General features: G+C 40.4%; 15 protein-coding genes. 11 read left to right on the top strand and 4 right to left on the bottom strand.

The features are described 5' to 3' along the window. Positions 1-6: 6 nt before the first annotated feature. A complete protein-coding gene (locus ACXIUD_RS08585) occupies positions 7-552 on the bottom strand; it encodes a VTT domain-containing protein (protein ID WP_458052210.1) in 546 nt (181 codons plus the stop codon). Positions 553-1,283: 731 nt separating this feature from the next. On the opposite strand from ACXIUD_RS08585, the gene ACXIUD_RS08590 reads away from it, so the two are divergent. From ACXIUD_RS08590 to crtD, 5 genes are all read left to right on the top strand, one after another. Then, the gene (locus ACXIUD_RS08590) at positions 1,284-1,796 is read left to right on the top strand and encodes an FKBP-type peptidyl-prolyl cis-trans isomerase (RefSeq protein ID WP_458052211.1); all 513 of its coding nucleotides are present in this window, start codon (positions 1,284-1,286) and stop codon (positions 1,794-1,796) included. 21 nt (positions 1,797-1,817) lie between these two features. After that, complete coding sequence (locus ACXIUD_RS08595; protein ID WP_458052212.1) at positions 1,818-2,849, top strand: oxidoreductase; 1,032 nt, start codon at positions 1,818-1,820, stop codon at positions 2,847-2,849. A gap of 48 nt (positions 2,850-2,897) precedes the next feature. After that, a complete protein-coding gene (locus tag ACXIUD_RS08600) occupies positions 2,898-3,314 on the top strand; it encodes an outer membrane insertion C- signal (RefSeq protein WP_458052213.1) in 417 nt (138 codons plus the stop codon). A gap of 132 nt (positions 3,315-3,446) precedes the next feature. Continuing rightward, the gene (locus tag ACXIUD_RS08605; protein WP_458052214.1) at positions 3,447-4,913 is read left to right on the top strand and encodes a glycine--tRNA ligase; all 1,467 of its coding nucleotides are present in this window, start codon (positions 3,447-3,449) and stop codon (positions 4,911-4,913) included. Positions 4,914-5,057: 144 nt separating this feature from the next. Continuing rightward, entirely contained in the window at positions 5,058-6,518 is a 1,461-nt protein-coding gene (gene crtD, locus ACXIUD_RS08610; protein WP_458052215.1) for a 1-hydroxycarotenoid 3,4-desaturase CrtD, read from the top strand. Here the strand turns inward: crtD and ACXIUD_RS08615 are convergent. Both ACXIUD_RS08615 and ACXIUD_RS08620 read right to left on the bottom strand, forming a co-directional pair. Continuing rightward, complete coding sequence (locus ACXIUD_RS08615; RefSeq protein WP_458052216.1) at positions 6,511-7,140, bottom strand: class I SAM-dependent methyltransferase; 630 nt, start codon at positions 7,138-7,140, stop codon at positions 6,511-6,513. The two genes, crtD and ACXIUD_RS08615, sit on opposite strands and share 8 nt — an antisense overlap. Further along, entirely contained in the window at positions 7,130-8,023 is an 894-nt protein-coding gene (locus ACXIUD_RS08620) for a patatin-like phospholipase family protein (RefSeq protein ID WP_458052217.1), read from the bottom strand. The genes ACXIUD_RS08615 and ACXIUD_RS08620 overlap by 11 nt, the downstream gene beginning before the upstream one ends. Positions 8,024-8,084: 61 nt before the next feature. Here ACXIUD_RS08620 and ACXIUD_RS08625 point away from each other — a divergent pair, with 61 nt between their 5' ends. The 6 genes from ACXIUD_RS08625 (at position 8,085) to ACXIUD_RS08650 (ending at position 16,704) form a co-directional block, all read left to right on the top strand. Then, complete coding sequence (locus ACXIUD_RS08625) at positions 8,085-8,507, top strand: VOC family protein (protein ID WP_458052218.1); 423 nt, start codon at positions 8,085-8,087, stop codon at positions 8,505-8,507. 298 nt (positions 8,508-8,805) lie between these two features. Further along, positions 8,806-9,615, top strand: a complete 810-nt coding sequence (locus ACXIUD_RS08630; RefSeq protein WP_458052276.1) for an alpha/beta fold hydrolase — start codon at positions 8,806-8,808, stop codon at positions 9,613-9,615. Between the two features lie 2 nt (positions 9,616-9,617). Further along, entirely contained in the window at positions 9,618-10,709 is a 1,092-nt protein-coding gene (locus ACXIUD_RS08635; RefSeq protein WP_458052219.1) for an efflux RND transporter periplasmic adaptor subunit, read from the top strand. Positions 10,710-10,711: 2 nt separating this feature from the next. Further along, entirely contained in the window at positions 10,712-13,774 is a 3,063-nt protein-coding gene (locus ACXIUD_RS08640; RefSeq protein ID WP_458052220.1) for an efflux RND transporter permease subunit, read from the top strand. Continuing rightward, entirely contained in the window at positions 13,774-15,117 is a 1,344-nt protein-coding gene (locus tag ACXIUD_RS08645; protein WP_458052221.1) for a TolC family protein, read from the top strand. Before ACXIUD_RS08640 ends, ACXIUD_RS08645 begins: the two co-directional genes overlap by 1 nt. 186 nt (positions 15,118-15,303) lie before the next feature. After that, positions 15,304-16,704: a transglycosylase SLT domain-containing protein gene (locus ACXIUD_RS08650; protein WP_458052222.1), complete on the top strand. Its 1,401-nt coding sequence runs from the start codon at positions 15,304-15,306 to the stop codon at positions 16,702-16,704. 39 nt (positions 16,705-16,743) lie between these two features. On the opposite strand, the gene ACXIUD_RS08655 is transcribed toward ACXIUD_RS08650, so the two are convergent. Beyond that, on the bottom strand, positions 16,744-17,460 hold the full coding sequence (locus ACXIUD_RS08655) for an SAM-dependent methyltransferase (RefSeq protein ID WP_458052223.1): 717 nt from the start codon (positions 17,458-17,460) through the stop codon (positions 16,744-16,746). Between the last annotated feature and the right edge of the window lies 1 nt (position 17,461).

Below are 17,461 nucleotides of genomic sequence, written 5' to 3' on the forward strand. Positions count from 1 at the left end.
ATGAAATTACTGTTGGATTTTAAAAAGTATATAGGCATAGACAAAAAAGCGTAGGATTCGGAACAAGCTGTTGAGCAAGTATTTCTTATGGGAAATTCCACTGGACCCTGCCAAAAGAGCTATTGCGGAGAAAGGAATGGGACTGATGGAGGCTACAATTACCAAATAGGCGCCATATTCTTTGATGAGTGCCAGGTTTTTGCGGATCAAGCGATTGTTGGCATTCCGTAAATCATAATACTTAGAAATGCGTCTTCCCAGGTTAAAATTTATCCAGCCTGCGCCATAGGAGATAATGGATAAAATAAGAATTGCGATAGCATATGGTCCAAGTGCGCCTGTTTCTAAAGCCCACAGCATAAAGATTTCGGGTGGTACAATTCCAAAGAGGTGTTCGGAAATCACAAATACAGTCATCACCAAAGGTGGATTATTGTAAATGACCCCAAACCATTCCTCCCGTGCTTCCGGACCAATCAAATGCCGAATCATAAAAAAAACACCTACCAATATCCCCAAAAAGAAAAACCCTTTCCCAATTTGGTAAAGCATGAATTTTGCTTTTTGAGTCGCTGTTGGTTGCCGAGATTCCATGGGTGAATATAATGTGTTTTTGAAAGGGTTGAAAAAAAGAATGAAAAAGGTTGGGTTCACGCGGGAGGTGCAGAGATGCAAAAAATATTTCACCCCATGAAAGTTCCACGCAAGGGGCGTAGCCTTGTTATCTTCGTAGCACAGATTTTTGATAGTGGTTTCAGAGGCGCGTAGCGCTGATATCTTGTACATTGGTGCCTATTCCAATTAAAATCGATGTAAAGCAACATATTCCCTACATCCAGAATTCTACGCAGTAGTGCCTAGATCTCAGGACTGACGCCCCTCCGCATGTTCTGTCGTGACCTTTTTTCTACGAAGACCACAGGGCTAAAGCCCCTTTTGAGGGAACAACAAAATAATTTTTGGCTATTATTAAATGGGTTGGGCTAAAGCCACAACCCTATTGATGATTTTCAAAGTAGAAATCAAAATAATTCGTTATTTATCACAATGAAAGACCCAGCAGGTTTTAAAAACCTGCCGGGTCACGTATTTCAACTGGGTTTCTCAATATCCAATATCAAAAAATATCCATCAATATCTCCCCCTCCAAATTATTTCAACTATTATTTCAATTTTACTTCTACCTTGTTTCAATTTGAACACGCAATATACAATATCTATAATCCCCCCTCATTTCCTTATCTACCGAGATTTTAGTAATCTTGTACTTTCAACACATCATCATGAAAATAGAGAAAAATAAAGTCGTAGCTGTAAGCTACGAGCTGCATGTAGACGATGGAGAAACTGGCATGGAATTCTTTGAAAAAGCAGACAAAGAGCAGCCTTTCTACTTTTTATTTGGAGCAGGCAACCTTTTACCTGCCTTGGAACATGCGCTTGAGGGTAAAGAGGTTGGTGACACCTTCGATGTTTTTATTGATTTTGAAAATGCCTACGGAGATTATGATGAGAACAAAAAAGTTATCATCCCAAAAGCCAATTTTAAAGAAAATGGGCAGAAGCAAAAAGATTTGCTAAAAGTAGGAAAAGTGATTCCCATGCAGGATGATAAGGGCAACCAACTTCGGGGAGAAATCATTAAAATAGACTATAAAGGAGTTCATATGGATTTCAACTCTCCTTTGGCTGGATTCGACTTGCATTTCAAAGGTGAAATTGTTTCTATCCGTGATGCAGACCCAGAAGAGATTGATCATGGACATGTTCATGGCCCAGGAGGTCACCATCATTAATCCCTTTCAACAAAAATTGGTATGGCTAAAATCAGAGTTGGCTTAGTAGGCTATGGATCCGTGGGTAAAAAATTTCATGCACCTTTAATCGGTGTATGTCCTGCTATGCAATTAACCGCAGTCGTCGAGCGAAAAAGCAATCGTTCCCAAGAGAAATATCCCGAAGTTGTAGTATATAGAAGTTTGGAGGATCTATTGGAGGAGGATGCAGCAGATTTGATAGTCATCGTCACTCCTAATGAATTTCATTACTCCCAAGCCAAACTCGCTTTAAAAGCTGGAAAACATGTGGTCGTGGACAAACCGATTACTGTTCATGCCCATGAAGCAGAAGCCCTTCATGCCTTAGCTCAAGAAAAAGGACTGATACTTTCTGTATTTCAAAACCGACGATTGGATGGAGACATCCGTACTGTTCAGAAATTATTTCAAGAAGGAACCTTAGGAAGAATCGTTCATTTCGAATCCCATTTTGACCGATTTAGGCCTGAACTGGTTGATAATTGGAGAGAAAAAGAGGTGCCTGGTAATGGGATAACCTATGACTTAGGCACTCACCTGATTGATCAAGCTGTTTTACTCTTTGGCAAACCAACTGCCGTACAAGCAACTATTTTGAAACAGCGTCATAATGCCGTGGCCGATGATTTCTTTGATATCACCTTGCACTATCCAGGTATACACTGTCGCTTGACTGCCTCCTGCATGAGCAATGTACCTATGATGAAATTTTTGATCTTAGGCGAAAAAGGAAGTTATATCAAATACGGATTGGATGTTCAGGAAAAAGCGCTGAAAGAAGAACGAATTCCCGAAGGCCCTAACTGGGGAATAGAACCTGCTGATTCATGGGGACAATTGCATTTATCACATACTAGTATGTCCTATCCTACGGAGCGTGGGGACTATCGCTTGTATTATCAAAATATTGCTGAGGCAATCCAAGGAAAGTCTTCTCTTTTGGTAAAAATGGAGGAAGCCATCTTAGTGTTGAGGATCATAGAAGCGGCATTTGAGAGCCATCAAACAGGCAACAAAATTAAAATAACTTAATTTTGGTCCATTATTTGTCAGGTAGGTCAAAAACCAACTACTTATTTTATGAAAAAACTATTTGTTTTGACCTTCTTGTTAGTCGGAGGACTAGTAATTAATTCCCAAGCACAAATTTCAGCAGGGATTCAGCGATTAAGTTCTGACACCTTTGTTGGCATCGGCACGGACCCTGATAATCAGATTTTTGGAGAAGCTAGATTATCGACAGGTCGCAGAGTGGGTATTGAAGGAACTTTCGGTTACAACTTCATCAAAAGAGATGAGGTAAATTTCTATTCCGGATTTCATCTAGGTTCGGAAGGCGATAGAAATGGGTTTTATTTGGGTGTTCCGCTTGGCCTATTAGTTAAGCCTTTTAACTCCAAAAATGTGGGCATCTCCATGGAAGCTAGTCCAATCTTCCCTAATGAGCGAGGAAATTATTTTCGAGCAGGCCTTGGCCTGAAGTATACATTCCGTTAATTATTAACAAAACAAACTTTCATCTAAATCCTTTCATTTTTTATAGATGAAAGGATTTTTTTATGTCAATTATTCAGGAATAGATAAGACCTTTACCTTGCTATTCAGTCATTTTACTTATTTTTGCGCCCTATGGCAAAGAACGAACAAACTGCGGAAAACGCACAATTGAAAGATATCATTGCACATGCCAAAGAATATGGTTTTGTGTATCCTTCATCCGAGATTTATGATGGTCTACAAGCGGTGTATGACTTTGGACCCTACGGAGTAGAGTTGAAAAACAACCTGAAGCGTCTGTGGTGGGAAACCATGACTAGGCTGAATGACAATATCGTAGGTATTGATGCCGCTATTTTTATGCATCCAACTACATGGAAGGCTTCCGGTCACGTAGATAGTTTCAATGATCCAATGATTGACAACAAGGACTCCAAGAAACGCTACAGAGCAGATGTGCTGATTGAAGACAAAGCTGCAACTTATGAAAAAGCAGGTGACAAAGAGCGTGCACAAAACTTATTGAATGCCATGGCTCGATTGCTGGAAGCAGAAGACTTGGCAGGTGTACGAGAGCTTATCATCAATGAAGACATTGTATGTCCTCTATCAGGCACTTCCAACTGGACAGAGGTTCGTCAGTTCAACTTGATGTTTTCCACCCAAGTGGGTTCTGTGGCCGAAGACGCATCCACCATCTATTTGAGACCAGAGACTGCTCAAGGAATTTTTGTCAATTTCTTGAACGTGCAAAAAACTGCACGCATGAAAGTTCCTTTTGGAATTGCCCAAATTGGAAAAGCCTTTAGAAATGAAATTGTGGCTAGACAATTCATCTTCCGTATGCGTGAATTTGAGCAAATGGAAATGCAATTCTTTGTACGCCCTGGTTCGGAGTTGGATTGGTACAAGCAGTGGGCTGCTACCCGTATGCAGTGGCACAAGGCATTGGGTATACCTGAAGAAAAGTTGAGAAGACATGACCATGAAAAGCTGGCACACTATGCCAATGCTGCCATGGATATTGAGTTTGAATTCCCGTTTGGCTTCAAAGAAGTAGAAGGCATTCACTCTCGAACAGATTTCGACTTGAAGAGCCATCAGGAGTTTTCCAAAAAGAAGCAGCAGTATTTCGATCCTGAAATCAATCAAAATTACATCCCGTATGTCATTGAAACTTCGATCGGTGCTGACCGTCTCTTCTTAATGACGCTTTGCAATGCCTATATTAACGAGAGTGTAGAAGGTAAAGAGCGTACCTATTTGAAGTTCCATCCGGCAATCGCTCCTGTGAAAGCGGCGATTCTTCCGTTGACCAAAAAAGATGGTCTTCCAGAAAAAGGACAGGAAATCGTCAATCTATTAAAATATGATTTCAACATTGTCTATGAGGATGCTGCTTCCATCGGGAAACGCTACACCCGTCAGGATTTGATAGGAACGCCTTTCTGTATTGCGGTAGATCATCAGACCTTGGAAGATAATACGGTTACTATCCGTCACCGAGATACCACGGAACAAGAACGCGTGGCAATTGCAGACTTGCATCAGCGTTTGAGTGAAGCTTGTAGTTTCCGAAGGGTATTTGAAAAGTGCTGATAAAAATCAGCTTCATAAAAAGAACCCTTTTCAGCATTTGTTGAAAAGGGTTCTTTAATTTTGGACTAATCTAAGGAGAGCTTTAGGAGGATAGCCTGAACATTTAGGGATGAGATTGGTATTTATCAGGGAAAATAATAGAAGGTGAAAAAGGTAATCGTAATCGGAGCGGGAATAGCAGGCATTGCTTCCGCTATCCGTATGGCATGTAAAGGAAATCAAGTGATCGTATTGGAGGCCAATAGTTACCCAGGAGGCAAACTATCCGAATTCCAAGTCGGAGGGTATCGTTTTGATGCTGGACCATCCCTCTTTACCCTACCCGAACAAGTGGAGGAACTGTTTCAATTGGCAGGTAAAAACCCGTCCGATTACTTTCAATACACCAAGCTACCGGTGGCCTGTCACTACTTTTGGGAGGATGGCAAGCGGGTGAATGCATACGCAGATCTAGAAAAATTTGCAGCAGAAGTAGAAATTCAATTGGGAGAGCCTCGGGAGAACGTCCGACAGGCGCTTCAACAATCATCCTACATCTATGAGCATTTGGCCCCCTTGTTTATGCATCGGTCACTGCATCGGTGGCAAACATGGTTGAATGCACAAGCCTTGAAATGCTACCTAAAATTAGGCAAACTGGGGATTTTCAATACCATGCATAAGGCTAATCAAGCGCAATTTAAGCAAGCCAAGACTGTTCAGCTATTCAATCGATATGCCACCTATAACGGCTCCAATCCCTACGAAACACCTGCAACCTTAAATATCATCCCTCATTTAGAGTTTAACATCGGTGCCTATTTTCCTAACAAAGGAATGTTTGATATCACCAATAGCCTGTACAAATTAGCACAGGACTTGGGTGTGAGCTTTGTTTTCGACACCAAGGTGGAGGAGATTTTGGTAGAAAATAATCAAGTCATGGGTGTCAAAACTGCAAAGCAAAACTATCAGGCATCCATTGTGATCAATAACATGGACATGGTCAATGCCTACAAGACCATCTTACGCAAACAAAAGCAGCCAGTAAAATTACTCAACCAACCTAAGTCTTCTTCCGCACTCATCTTCTATTGGGGAGTCAAAAAAGAATTCAAAGAATTGGATTTACACAACATCCTTTTCAGTGAAAACTACCAAGAGGAGTTTGATCATATTTTCAACAAAGGAAGCATCTATCATGACCCAACGGTGTATATCAACATTACCTCGGTCTACAAAAAAGACGATGCTCCGGAAGGTTGCATGAACTGGTTTACCATGATCAATGTCCCGAACAATCAGGGACAAAACTGGGATAAAATGATTGCTGAGGCCCGAAAGTCAATTATTCAAAAGGTAAACCGTATGTTGAAAACCGACATAGAGTCCTTGATAGAAGTGGAACAAATTCTGGAGCCTAGGACGATTGAATCCAAAACCTCTTCTGCTAATGGTGCCTTATATGGAAATAGCTCGAATAATCGCTACGCAGCATTTCTGAGACATGCCAATTTCTCTTCCGATATCCAAAACTTGTACTTCGTAGGGGGCAGTGTGCACCCAGGAGGGGGAATTCCTTTATGCTTGCTCTCAGCAAAAATTATGGACGAAATGGTCAGATAAGCCTATAGCCTTTTTCAAACACGAATACTCCCATAGAACGCTGTCCATGTACAAGTACTGATTTGGGGGATTCCAAGTAAGAAAGGGGATACTTTTGAAGCAGCTCATTCAAAAATGCTTCCTTCAAAACAAAACGCTCTGAACCATCAGGCAGGAGGTAAACACCGTCTCCTAAATGTGGAGAATTAGCCAAGATACCACCTGCATCCGTACACATGCGCAGAAAAAATACGCCTCCAGGCTTCAGAATACGGATATGTTCTGCAAACATCTGCTCAAACTGCTCCTCGGACTCTGCAAAATGAAGCACCGCAGAACTTATGACTGCATCAAAGGCAGCCTCATGAAAAGGAATATCCCGGGCATCACCTTCTAAAAACCGCAACAAATCATAAGTAGGCTGTATGGTTTTGGCATAAATTCTAGCCATCTGAATCGCAGTTGGGTTGGGGTCTAAACCAAAAATCTTATAACCTTCCTGTAAAAAGTAAATTGTATTTCTTCCTTCTCCACAGCCCACGTCCAAGATATTCATATCCTTGGTAAAGCGACCCTTCAAAATCTGATCTAATAAGTAGATATCAATGTTTCCAACTAGGCGGTTTAATTCTTCAATTCCCATGTTCAAATGCTTCTATGGCTTTTTTCATTTTATCTTTTCCGATCTGAATCAGTTCAGCAGCCTTGTCAAACTCCAGAGTACCGGCCTGATCCCGAGAAATTTCAATCAGAATATCCACTTCATGCTTTTCCAAAACCAATGCGGATAATTTATCCTGCAAAAGGTCGAAGGAATAGTTTAACAAATCTACAAAGCCCATTCCCTTGTGTTTCTCTTCCTTCGCCTCCTCTTTGAAATATTTGCTGACTTTTTTCTTGTACTCTTTCATCCATACAGGTAACTGCAAAGAGTCTTTGTCTTTTGGTTTTTCAACTTTAATAAGAGACTCCTTTGGGCCATTGAGATCTACTGCAACAGTGATAGCACCCCATTCATTTTCAGGAATAATATCAAATGGAATAGGATTTAAAATCCCACCATCGATATATTCACGACTACCTATTTTTGCAGGCGTAAGTACGGAAGGAATGGATACAGAAGCTCGAATCGCTTCATACAAACTCCCCGAATGAAACACTTTTTCTTCACCTTTTGGGATTTCAACGGCAGTACAATAAAAGGGAATGGAAAGCTCCTCAATTTGGTAATCTGAAATAAGCTTTTTCAATTCACCAAAAACCTTCTCCCCTTTGATGAAACCTCGACTTGAAAATGTGAAATCCATTAAGGAAAACACATCGATTCTATCCAAATTGCAGATCCAATCCTTGAATTTCGGCAGATTTCCGGTAACGTAAATATCACCAACCAAGGCTCCTGCAGAGCATCCTGCGATGGAAACAATCTCATATCCTGCTTCTTCCAAAGCCTCAATGGCCCCAATATGAGCCATCCCCCTCGCCCCACCACTTGACAAAACCAATGAAACAGTTTTCTTACCCATTTGTAAAATCGTTTTTTTAAAAGTGGAAAATTTGATTGATTTTTGTCAAAAATAAGGAATTATGAATCAATTCAAGCCGTTTCATTTAGCTTTTCCCATTAGAGACATCGAAGAAACAAGGGTATTTTACGGAGATTTATTAGGTTGTGAGATTGGAAGAAGTACCGACAAGTGGATAGATTTTAATTTTTTTGGTCACCAACTTTCTGCGCATGTTAAGCCAGATGAGCTTGCTCAAGTACGGGCCAATGAAGTAGATGGTAAAAATGTACCAGTGAGGCATTTTGGCGCCATCCTCTCATGGGAAGAATGGCATGCCCTCGCAGACAAACTAAAAACTAATGGAATTGAGTTTGTGATCGAACCGTACATCCGCTTTCAGGGAGAAGTAGGAGAGCAGGCCACCATGTTTTTCTTAGACCCGGCGGGAAATGCTTTGGAATTTAAATCTTTTCAAGATCCAAGTCAAATATTTGCCAAATAACAACTGTATCAACAGCCAAAAGTTGGAATTTTATTTCAAATTCCAGCCACACATGCTTATTCTTTAAAATAAAATTTTATGCAGATTGGATTTTTTAAAGCTAAAAATGGAACTCTTCCCTGCAAATTCTCATTTGATACTGAAGTAAAGTTGCTGAATAAATTTTCAGGCCACTGATATCCAAATCCAGCCATCTATACCCATTCAGGTTTCAATCATTAGTGAAACAGCGTAAATTTCCGTTTAATAACTTTCTATATCCTGACCGAGTTATACTCCCAAGAAAATGAATAAAAGAATGTTGTATTATAAAACATACATACATGCTTCCTCTAAGGAATGGGTGGTATTTATCCATGGGGCAGGAGGTTCCTCCTCCGTTTGGCATAAGCAAATCAGAGATTTCAGAAAGGAGTTCAATCTTTTATTGATTGACTTAAGAGGACATGGTAGATCAGCAAATTCTATAAAAAACCTTTTCAAAGAAAAATACACCTTTCAGGCAGTAACCCGTGATATCATTGAAGTCTTGGAGCATTTGCAACTACCTCCTGCGCATATTGTAGGGGTATCTTTAGGAACCATCTTAGCACGTCAATTAGCTGAAATTGCTCCAGAGAGAGTAAAATCTATGGTCATGGCAGGAGCGGTCACCAGATTAAATTTCACTTCCCGCTTTCTTGTGTTGATGGGCAACACCTTCAAAAGCATATTGCCTTACATGTGGCTGTACCGTTTGTTTGCCTTTGTCATCATGCCGAGAAAAAATCATGCTGAATCAAGGAATCTATTTGTCAGAGAAGCAAAACGACTGTGTCAAAAAGAGTTTATTCGTTGGTTCAAATTAACCAAGGATATCAATCCTTTGCTCAACTATTTCAAAGAAAAAGATATCAACATTCCTACCTTGTATATCATGGGAGATGAAGATGTCATGTTTTTAGAACCGGTAAAGAAAATAGTGCAATCCCATAGACACGCTTTCTTAAAAGTAATCGAATCTTGTGGTCACGTAGTCAACGTGGAGCAACCGGAGCGGTTCAATCAACTTTCCCTTCAATTTCTAAGAAACTTAAATCAACCCATACAGAATTCTTTCGAACAATAAGAATGAAAAAGTCTACTAAAGTCATTTTGTCTATCGTGATTGCCACCGTAATCGCTGCCATTTTTATCTATCCCCGCAAGGATAGCATTTTTGGGAAAAAACAAGAAACAACAAGCGCAGGACCTGCCACTGGTCCAAGTGGTACTTCAGCACCACTTCCCGTCAATGTAGTAGAATTAAGACCAGAGCGCTTAGAAAATAACTTGAGCATCACAGGAACAATCATTCCCAACGAAACTGTCAATCTTCGACCTGAAATTCCAGGTTTGGTAACGAAAGTAGCCTTTAGAGAAGGAGAATTTGTAAAAAAAGGAACACCCTTAGTCTATCTTAATGACGATGAGTTAAAAGCCCAGTATGACCGATTAAGTTATACCAAAAAGCTTTTTGAAAGTCAGGAAAATAGACAAAAGCAGCTTTTGGAAAAAGAGGCGATTTCCCAAGAAGAATACGATATCGTCCTCAATCAGTTCAACACCAACCTAGCAGATCTCCGATTGGTTGAGGCACAATTGAATAAAACTATTATCAGAGCCCCTTTTGATGGGGTCGTAGGCTTGAGACAAATCTCCGAAGGAAGTGTCATCGGCACAGCAGATGTGATTGCAAGCATTGTCAATATTGACCCAATAAAAATCGAGTTTTCTATCCCAGAGCGCTATGCGAACCAAGTACAATTAGGATCAAAAATATTCTTTGCTAATGACGCCGGTGGCGCAGATGTGGAAGGGACTGTTTACGCATATGAGCCTAGCATTGAAACAGGCACAAGAACGCTACGGATTCGTGCGACAAGTCCAAATAAGGACAGACGCTTTTTACCGGGAATGTTTGTGAGAATTCGATACATTTTAGGAGTAAATGAGGATGCTTTGATGGTTCCTTCAGAAGCAATTCTTCCAGAGCTGAGTGGCTATAAAGTGTATATTGTCAATTCCGAAGGAAAAGTAGAAGAAAGACAGGTAACTATTGGTACACGAACTGACAGGTTTGTCCAATTAGTTGATGGAGTAAAAAATGGAGATCTTGTGTTGACCACAGGAATATTGCAAGTGAGAGGTGGAATGCCTGTCAATTACACAAAAATTAACTAATCATGGCTAGTTTATCAACGATTAGTATCAGAAGACCCGTCTTGGCCATTGTAATGTCCCTGACGATTCTTTTGTTCGGGATCATAGGTATATCATTTTTGGGTATCAGAGAATTCCCTAGTGTGGATCCTCCAATTATTAACGTCAGGACCACCTATGTTGGTGCTAATGCGGATGTTATTGAAGCACAGATTACCGAACCTTTGGAAGAGGCTATCAACGGTATTGCAGGGATTAAATCTCTTACTTCCACCAGTAACGACGGTACCAGTAATATTACTGTTGAGTTTGAAGTGGGAGCTGACTTGGAAGCTGCCGCTAATGACGTGCGGGACAAGGTATCAGGTGCCGTCAGACGACTTCCTCCCGATGCAGAACCTCCCGTTGTATCTAAAGCCGACTCGGATTCCCAACCCATTGTCTTTCTCAATGTCCAAAGTGACAAAAGAAATTTGATGGAATTGTCAGATTTGGCCAATAATGTTTTCAAAGAACGCTTACAGACAATTCCAGGTGTCAGTACTGTACAGATATGGGGAGAAAAGCGATACGCCATACGGCTTCGAATTGACCCACTGCGTATGGCTTCCTATGGCATCACCCCTTCGGATGTCCTCTCCAAAGTACAAACCGAAAACGTAGAACTCCCATCTGGAAGGATCGAAGGTTCGGCAATAGAATTATCCGTCCGTACCAAAAGTCGTCTAAATACACCGCAAGAGTTCAACGAACTCATTATCAAAGAAGATCAAAACAGCATAGTCCGATTCCAAGATATAGGGAAAGCTGAATTAGCTGCCTTGAATGAACGGACTGTATTGAAACGGGACGGAATTCCTATGGTGGGAGTGGTACTAGTGCCTTTACCTGGCTCTAATAACATTGAAATCGTCGATGAATTTTATAAACGATTGAAAATTATCGAACGGGATATTCCTGATGATATCAAATTGGGAATAGGCTTTGATTCAACTAAATTTATTAGAAATTCAATCAAGGAAGTACAAGAGACGATATTTATTGCCTTTATGCTCGTTGTGTCCATCATCTTCCTATTCCTGAGAGATTGGAGGACTACTTTCATCCCTGTTTTGACCATTCCAATATCTTTGATTGGGGTATTCTTCATCATGTATTTGATGGGCTTTTCTATCAACGTATTGACTTTGCTTGGGATCGTATTATCCATTGGTCTCGTAGTAGATGATGCCATCGTTGTTTTGGAGAACATCTACACCAGAATAGAAAAAGGAGAAAATCCGGATAAAGCAGCTGAGAAAGGTGCCGAAGAAATCTTCTTTGCTGTAATTGCTACCACTGTTGCCTTGGCAGCTGTATTTCTTCCAGTAATTTTTCTTACCGGTACTACCGGACGATTATTTAGAGAATTTGGTATTGTAGTGGCGGGAGCAGTCATCATTTCCTCTTTTGTGGCACTTACCATGACTCCTATGCTGAGCTCCAAACTCCTAAAAAAGCGGGAAAAGCAAAATGCATTTTACAACCTAACAGAGCCTATTTTCGAATGGTTGAATGAAAAGTATAATATCGCCTTAAATGGATTTATGCGTTTTCGTTGGATTGCCTTTATCATCATTTTGGTTATGAGTTTGGGCATTTACCAATTCTTCCAAATCATCCCTACCGAATTATCTCCTATTGAGGATAGAGGGGAAATGCGCGTCAACTTAACAGGTCCTGAAGGAGCAACCTTCGGATACATGGATGAAGTGTTGAACCAAATGACACAGGATTTCATAGAAGCAATTCCTGACGATGAGCGAGCGGGTATCATTACAGTAACCTCACCTGGTTTTGGTACTGCGAGCACCAACTCCGGTTTCCTTCGGCTTATTCTTACAGAATCCAATGAGCGTTCCCGCTCCCAGCAGGAAATCTTTAATCAAGTGCAGGGCAAACTAAGAAACTACACCGCTGTAAGAGCATTTGGTACACAACCTCCATCTATCGGGGATAGAAGAGCAGGCCTGCCTGTACAATATGTGATTCAAGCACCTACTTTGGACAAATTGAAGGAAGTAATTCCTCCATTCCTGGAGCAAGCCAATCAAAGTCCGATTTTCAGTTTTGCAGATGTGAATTTGAAATTTACGAAGCCAGAAATTGAAGTAGAAATTGACCGTCAGAAAGCTAGAAACATTGGTGTATCAGTTCAGGAAATTGCACGTACGCTTCAACTTTCCTATTCAGGTCAGCGGTTTGGCTATTTTATCATGAACGGAAAGCAGTATGAAGTAATTGGAGAAATGCAGTTACAGGACAGAAATGAACCTGTCAACCTTCGAATGCTGTATGTGAGAGCAGATAATGGCGAATTGGTGCAGTTAGATAACCTCGTTTCAATCAAGGAAAAAAGCACCCCTCCACAGCTTTACAGATTCAACCGATTTGTAAGTGCTACGATATCAGCACAATTAGCAGAAGGTTACACCATTGGTGTGGGTTTAGATGAAATGGATAGAATTGCTGGTGAAGTTTTGGATGATTCCTTCAGTACTGACCTTGCGGGTCTCTCAAAAGAATTCCGAGATAGTTCCAATAGTTTGATTTTCGCATTCTTATTTGCTTTAGTCTTAATTTACTTGGTGTTATCAGCACAGTTTGAAAGCTTTAAAGATCCATTGACCATAATGTTTACAGTGCCATTGGCTCTATTTGGTGCCTTATTCTCTTTATGGTATTTTGATTTCACACTGAATATTTTCAGTCAGATTGGAATCATTATGCTTATTGGATTGGTAACTAAAAATGGTATTTTGATTGTAGAATTTGCCAATCAGCGTAAAGCACAGGGAATGACTATCGATGAGGCTATCATTGGAGCAGCGGCTGCTCGTTTTAGACCTATCCTGATGACAAGTTTGTCTACTATCTTGGGTATCTTACCCATTGCACTTGCACTAGGTGCTGGTGCTGAAAGTAGAGTTCCTATGGGTGTTGCCGTTATTGGCGGACTTGTCTTCGCTACTATCTTGACCCTATTTGTAATTCCTGCTGTATATACATACCTCACATCTAAAAAAGGACGCTTAGCGAGAGTTTAATGAAAAAGCTATTTTTAATTGCCTTTCTAGTATTGATTTCCAACCAATCTTTGTTTGCTCAAAGTGAAGGCATGGATTTGGAAAAAGCCGTATTGATGGGATTAGAGAGAAATTTTGGACTAAAAATCGCCCAAAACGATCTTAATGTAGCCCAAAGAGATGTTAAAATTGGCATTGGCGCATTGTTTATGCCAACCTTAACGGGTACTTTCTTGAATTCCTTCAACAGAGAAGATGTGACCCAGCAGTTTGCAAACTCATCTGAGCAAAATCAAATCCCTGCTGCTTTAACCGAAAATGAAAATTACTCTTTAGTAGGTTTCTACGGTTTTAGACCGGATGCCATATATACTGTTAAAGTACTTGGTAAACTGGCGGAGATTTCTGAATTACAGGCGAAAGTATTGGTCGAAAATACAGTTGCTGCCATTTCCATAGCTTACTACCGATTGGTCTTGGAGCAACAGCGTTACAACGTACTGAAAACCACGCTTGACCTTTCTCAAGCGCGATTGGATATCGCAAAGGCTCGTTATGAATTGGGAGGTGCAGGAAAAAGAGATTTCCTTACTGCTCAGGTGGATTATAATGCTGATTTATCTTTATTGGTCAATCAAGAGTTAACAATTAAAAACTCAAGGGTGAATCTCAATGAATTATTGGCGCAAGTCCCCTCCTTTGAATACGAGGTTAAGGATACCATCACGGTCGATAAAAATCTCCTTCTGGAAAACTTGGTGGAAAACGCTTACATCCACAATAAGCAATTCCTCGTTGCCCAACGCCAAGAAAATGCAGCATTTTTGGCTATCAAAGAAGCACAGGCGTCCAGATTACCGCAAATCAATTTGAATGCAGCTTACAACAAGAATACTTTCACTTCTGAAGCAGGCTTCCTTTTACTCAACCAACGCCAAGGATATAACTACGGTGTCAACATGAGTCTACCCATATTTTCTGGTTTGACCATAAACAGAAGAATTCAAAATGCCAGGGTACAGCAAAATAGTGCAACACTAGCTTTGCAAGAAATGGAAATACAAATGGTTTCTGATATTCAACGTGCTTACAATACCTACAATACTAATTTACAGTTACTTGATATTGAGTTTGCTAATTACAAGACTGCGGTAGAAAGTGCTGATATTGCCTTAGAACGTTTCCGCTTAGGGATCGCAGATTATTTGCAATTTAGAGATGCACAGGTCAACTTACTGACAGCAGAAAATCGGCTTTTGTCAGCTTTATTCAATATCAAAGAAATGGAAATCGAATTGATGCGTCTTTCAGGCAGAATTTATTTTCAAGGTGATAACAATAAGTTTAACCTAACACTAGACTAATCGATTTATAGCTTTAATAGCTTCACAATCGGTTGAGTTCATGTAATCATTACATGAACTTTTTTTTTTGAAAAGAATTTTCACACTTGCTCAAATCTAAATCATTCGGCAAACGTATCTTTTTGGCATACAATTTGTTATAGTACGGCTTAGTTTCACCATGTCCTAGTTTAGGACTTTATTGAAATGCAAAAAACTATATATGTATTTATTTTAATTAGTGTTTTTGCGCTCTTTGGAGTGCAATGCACGCAGAAAGGGCCTGAGCTGAAGGAAGAAAATTTTTGGGAAACCCCCATTATTTTGGATTTGGAAGAAATTCAAAAAAGAGGCTTTATCAGAGCTATTGTAGATAATTCCTCTACAAGCTACTATATCTACAAAGGTCGTAGAATGGGTTATGAGTTTGAGATGTTGAAGAACTTGGCCGCACACTTAGGAGTACGCTTGCACTTGATTGTGCAATCCGATATCAATGAAGCTTTTTACATGTTGAACAAAGGTCGGGCAGATATCATTGCCATGAATTTTGAAGTGCATGAAAGTCGTTTTCATTTAGCAAACTTTACGCATCCTCTTGGAGAAATGGGTACTGTGTTGGTCCATAGAAATGATCGAGCGGGTATCAATTCATGGCAAGACATGGACGGTAAAACGATTCACATCCGCAAAGACGCCATCTACAAAGCACAATTGTGTAAAATTCAGCAGGAATATGGGATTCAATTATCAATTATTGAATCTACCCTAGATAGTGATGCACTGATTCAGCAAGTGAAAGCAGGCAAAATCGCTTATACAGTAGCTGATAAGGTGGAAGCCTTGGTCAATGCGAGTTATCATGCTAATCTAAACATTGATTGGGAAGTTGCTCCGAAAGCAGACGTAGCATGGGCAGTACGAAAAAATGCTCCGGTTTTGGAAGAAGTAGTTAATGAGTGGATGTCAACTAAGACTAGTTCAGGCTATGTACAAACCTTGTATGCAAAATACTACAAGAACTCTACGAATTCCTTTTACCGCTCCAACTCTGATTTCTCATCTGTTGCAGGAAATAAAATATCTCCATACGATGAAATTATTCAAAAAGGAGCTGAGCAATTAGGTTGGGATTGGAGACTATTGGCTTCTTTGGTCTTCAAAGAATCTAACTTTGACTCTAAGGCCGAGTCTTATGCAGGCGCTCAAGGATTACTGCAATTGATGCCTGTAACCTTACAGAGATTCGGTGTAGACAATCCACAAGACCCTTATCAGAGCTTGATGGGAGGCGTCAATTACCTTAAATACTTGGATAGATTTTGGAAAGAACGAATCCCTGAATCCAATGAGCGGGTTCAATTTATACTAGCTTCCTACAATGTAGGGCATGGACACGTAGAAGATGCTTGGAGACTTGCATTAAAATACGGGAAAAATGCACAATTATGGGAAAATGTTAGTACCTTTCTAAAATTAAAGTCTCACCCCGAGTATTATAAAGACCCTGTTGTTAAAAGTGGATTTGCCAAAGGGCACGTCGCAGTAAACTATGTACAGGACGTTTTGTTAATATACGATTCTTACAGAACCCTAATAAGTCCCTAATATACCCATAAAGAGCCTCTGAATATTCAGAGGCTTTTTTTATTGATCTCCGGCGTATAATACAAAAACCGTAGGGATTTTATGCAAGTCCACAGTTTCCTTTTTCCAGTCCTTTGCTGTTTTGGTTACGATCATTTCATCAGAACCCGTTAGATTTTTTGCCACACATAGCTTCGTGTGCGGATGCAGATTACTGATCAAATCCTGAAACAAATGATTGTTTCTAAAAGGGGTTTCCATAAAAATCTGTGTTCGTCGGTGTTTGATAGAATCCGCTTCCAACTCCTTGATGCCGGCAATTCTAGCTTTTTTGTCAATCGGTAAGTACCCATGAAAAGCAAAAGACTGCCCATTAAAGCCCGAACCCATCAAAGCTAAAAACATGGAGCTGGGACCACTGAGCGGGACTACCTGAATGCCTTTTTCATGAGCATAGGCTACAGCCACCGAGCCAGGGTCAGCGATTCCTGGACAGCCAGCCTCTGAAATCACTCCCATATCTTTGCCTTCAAAAATCGGAGCCATTAAGGCAGGCATGGCAGTAGTTCTTGTTTTCTTATCCAAAATCTCCAAGTGCAACTCATCAATCACTACCCCCAACCGCAGGCTACTGATGTATCTGCGCGCTGTACGGAGATCCTCTACCAAGAAATGTTTGGTGTGCTGAATGATGGACTTTACCTGTGGACTGATGACATCGGCAGCCGTATCAGGTGCCAAAACGGAGGGAATCAAAAATAATTTTCCTTTACTCATG

The organism is Mongoliitalea sp., from assembly GCF_054166905.1.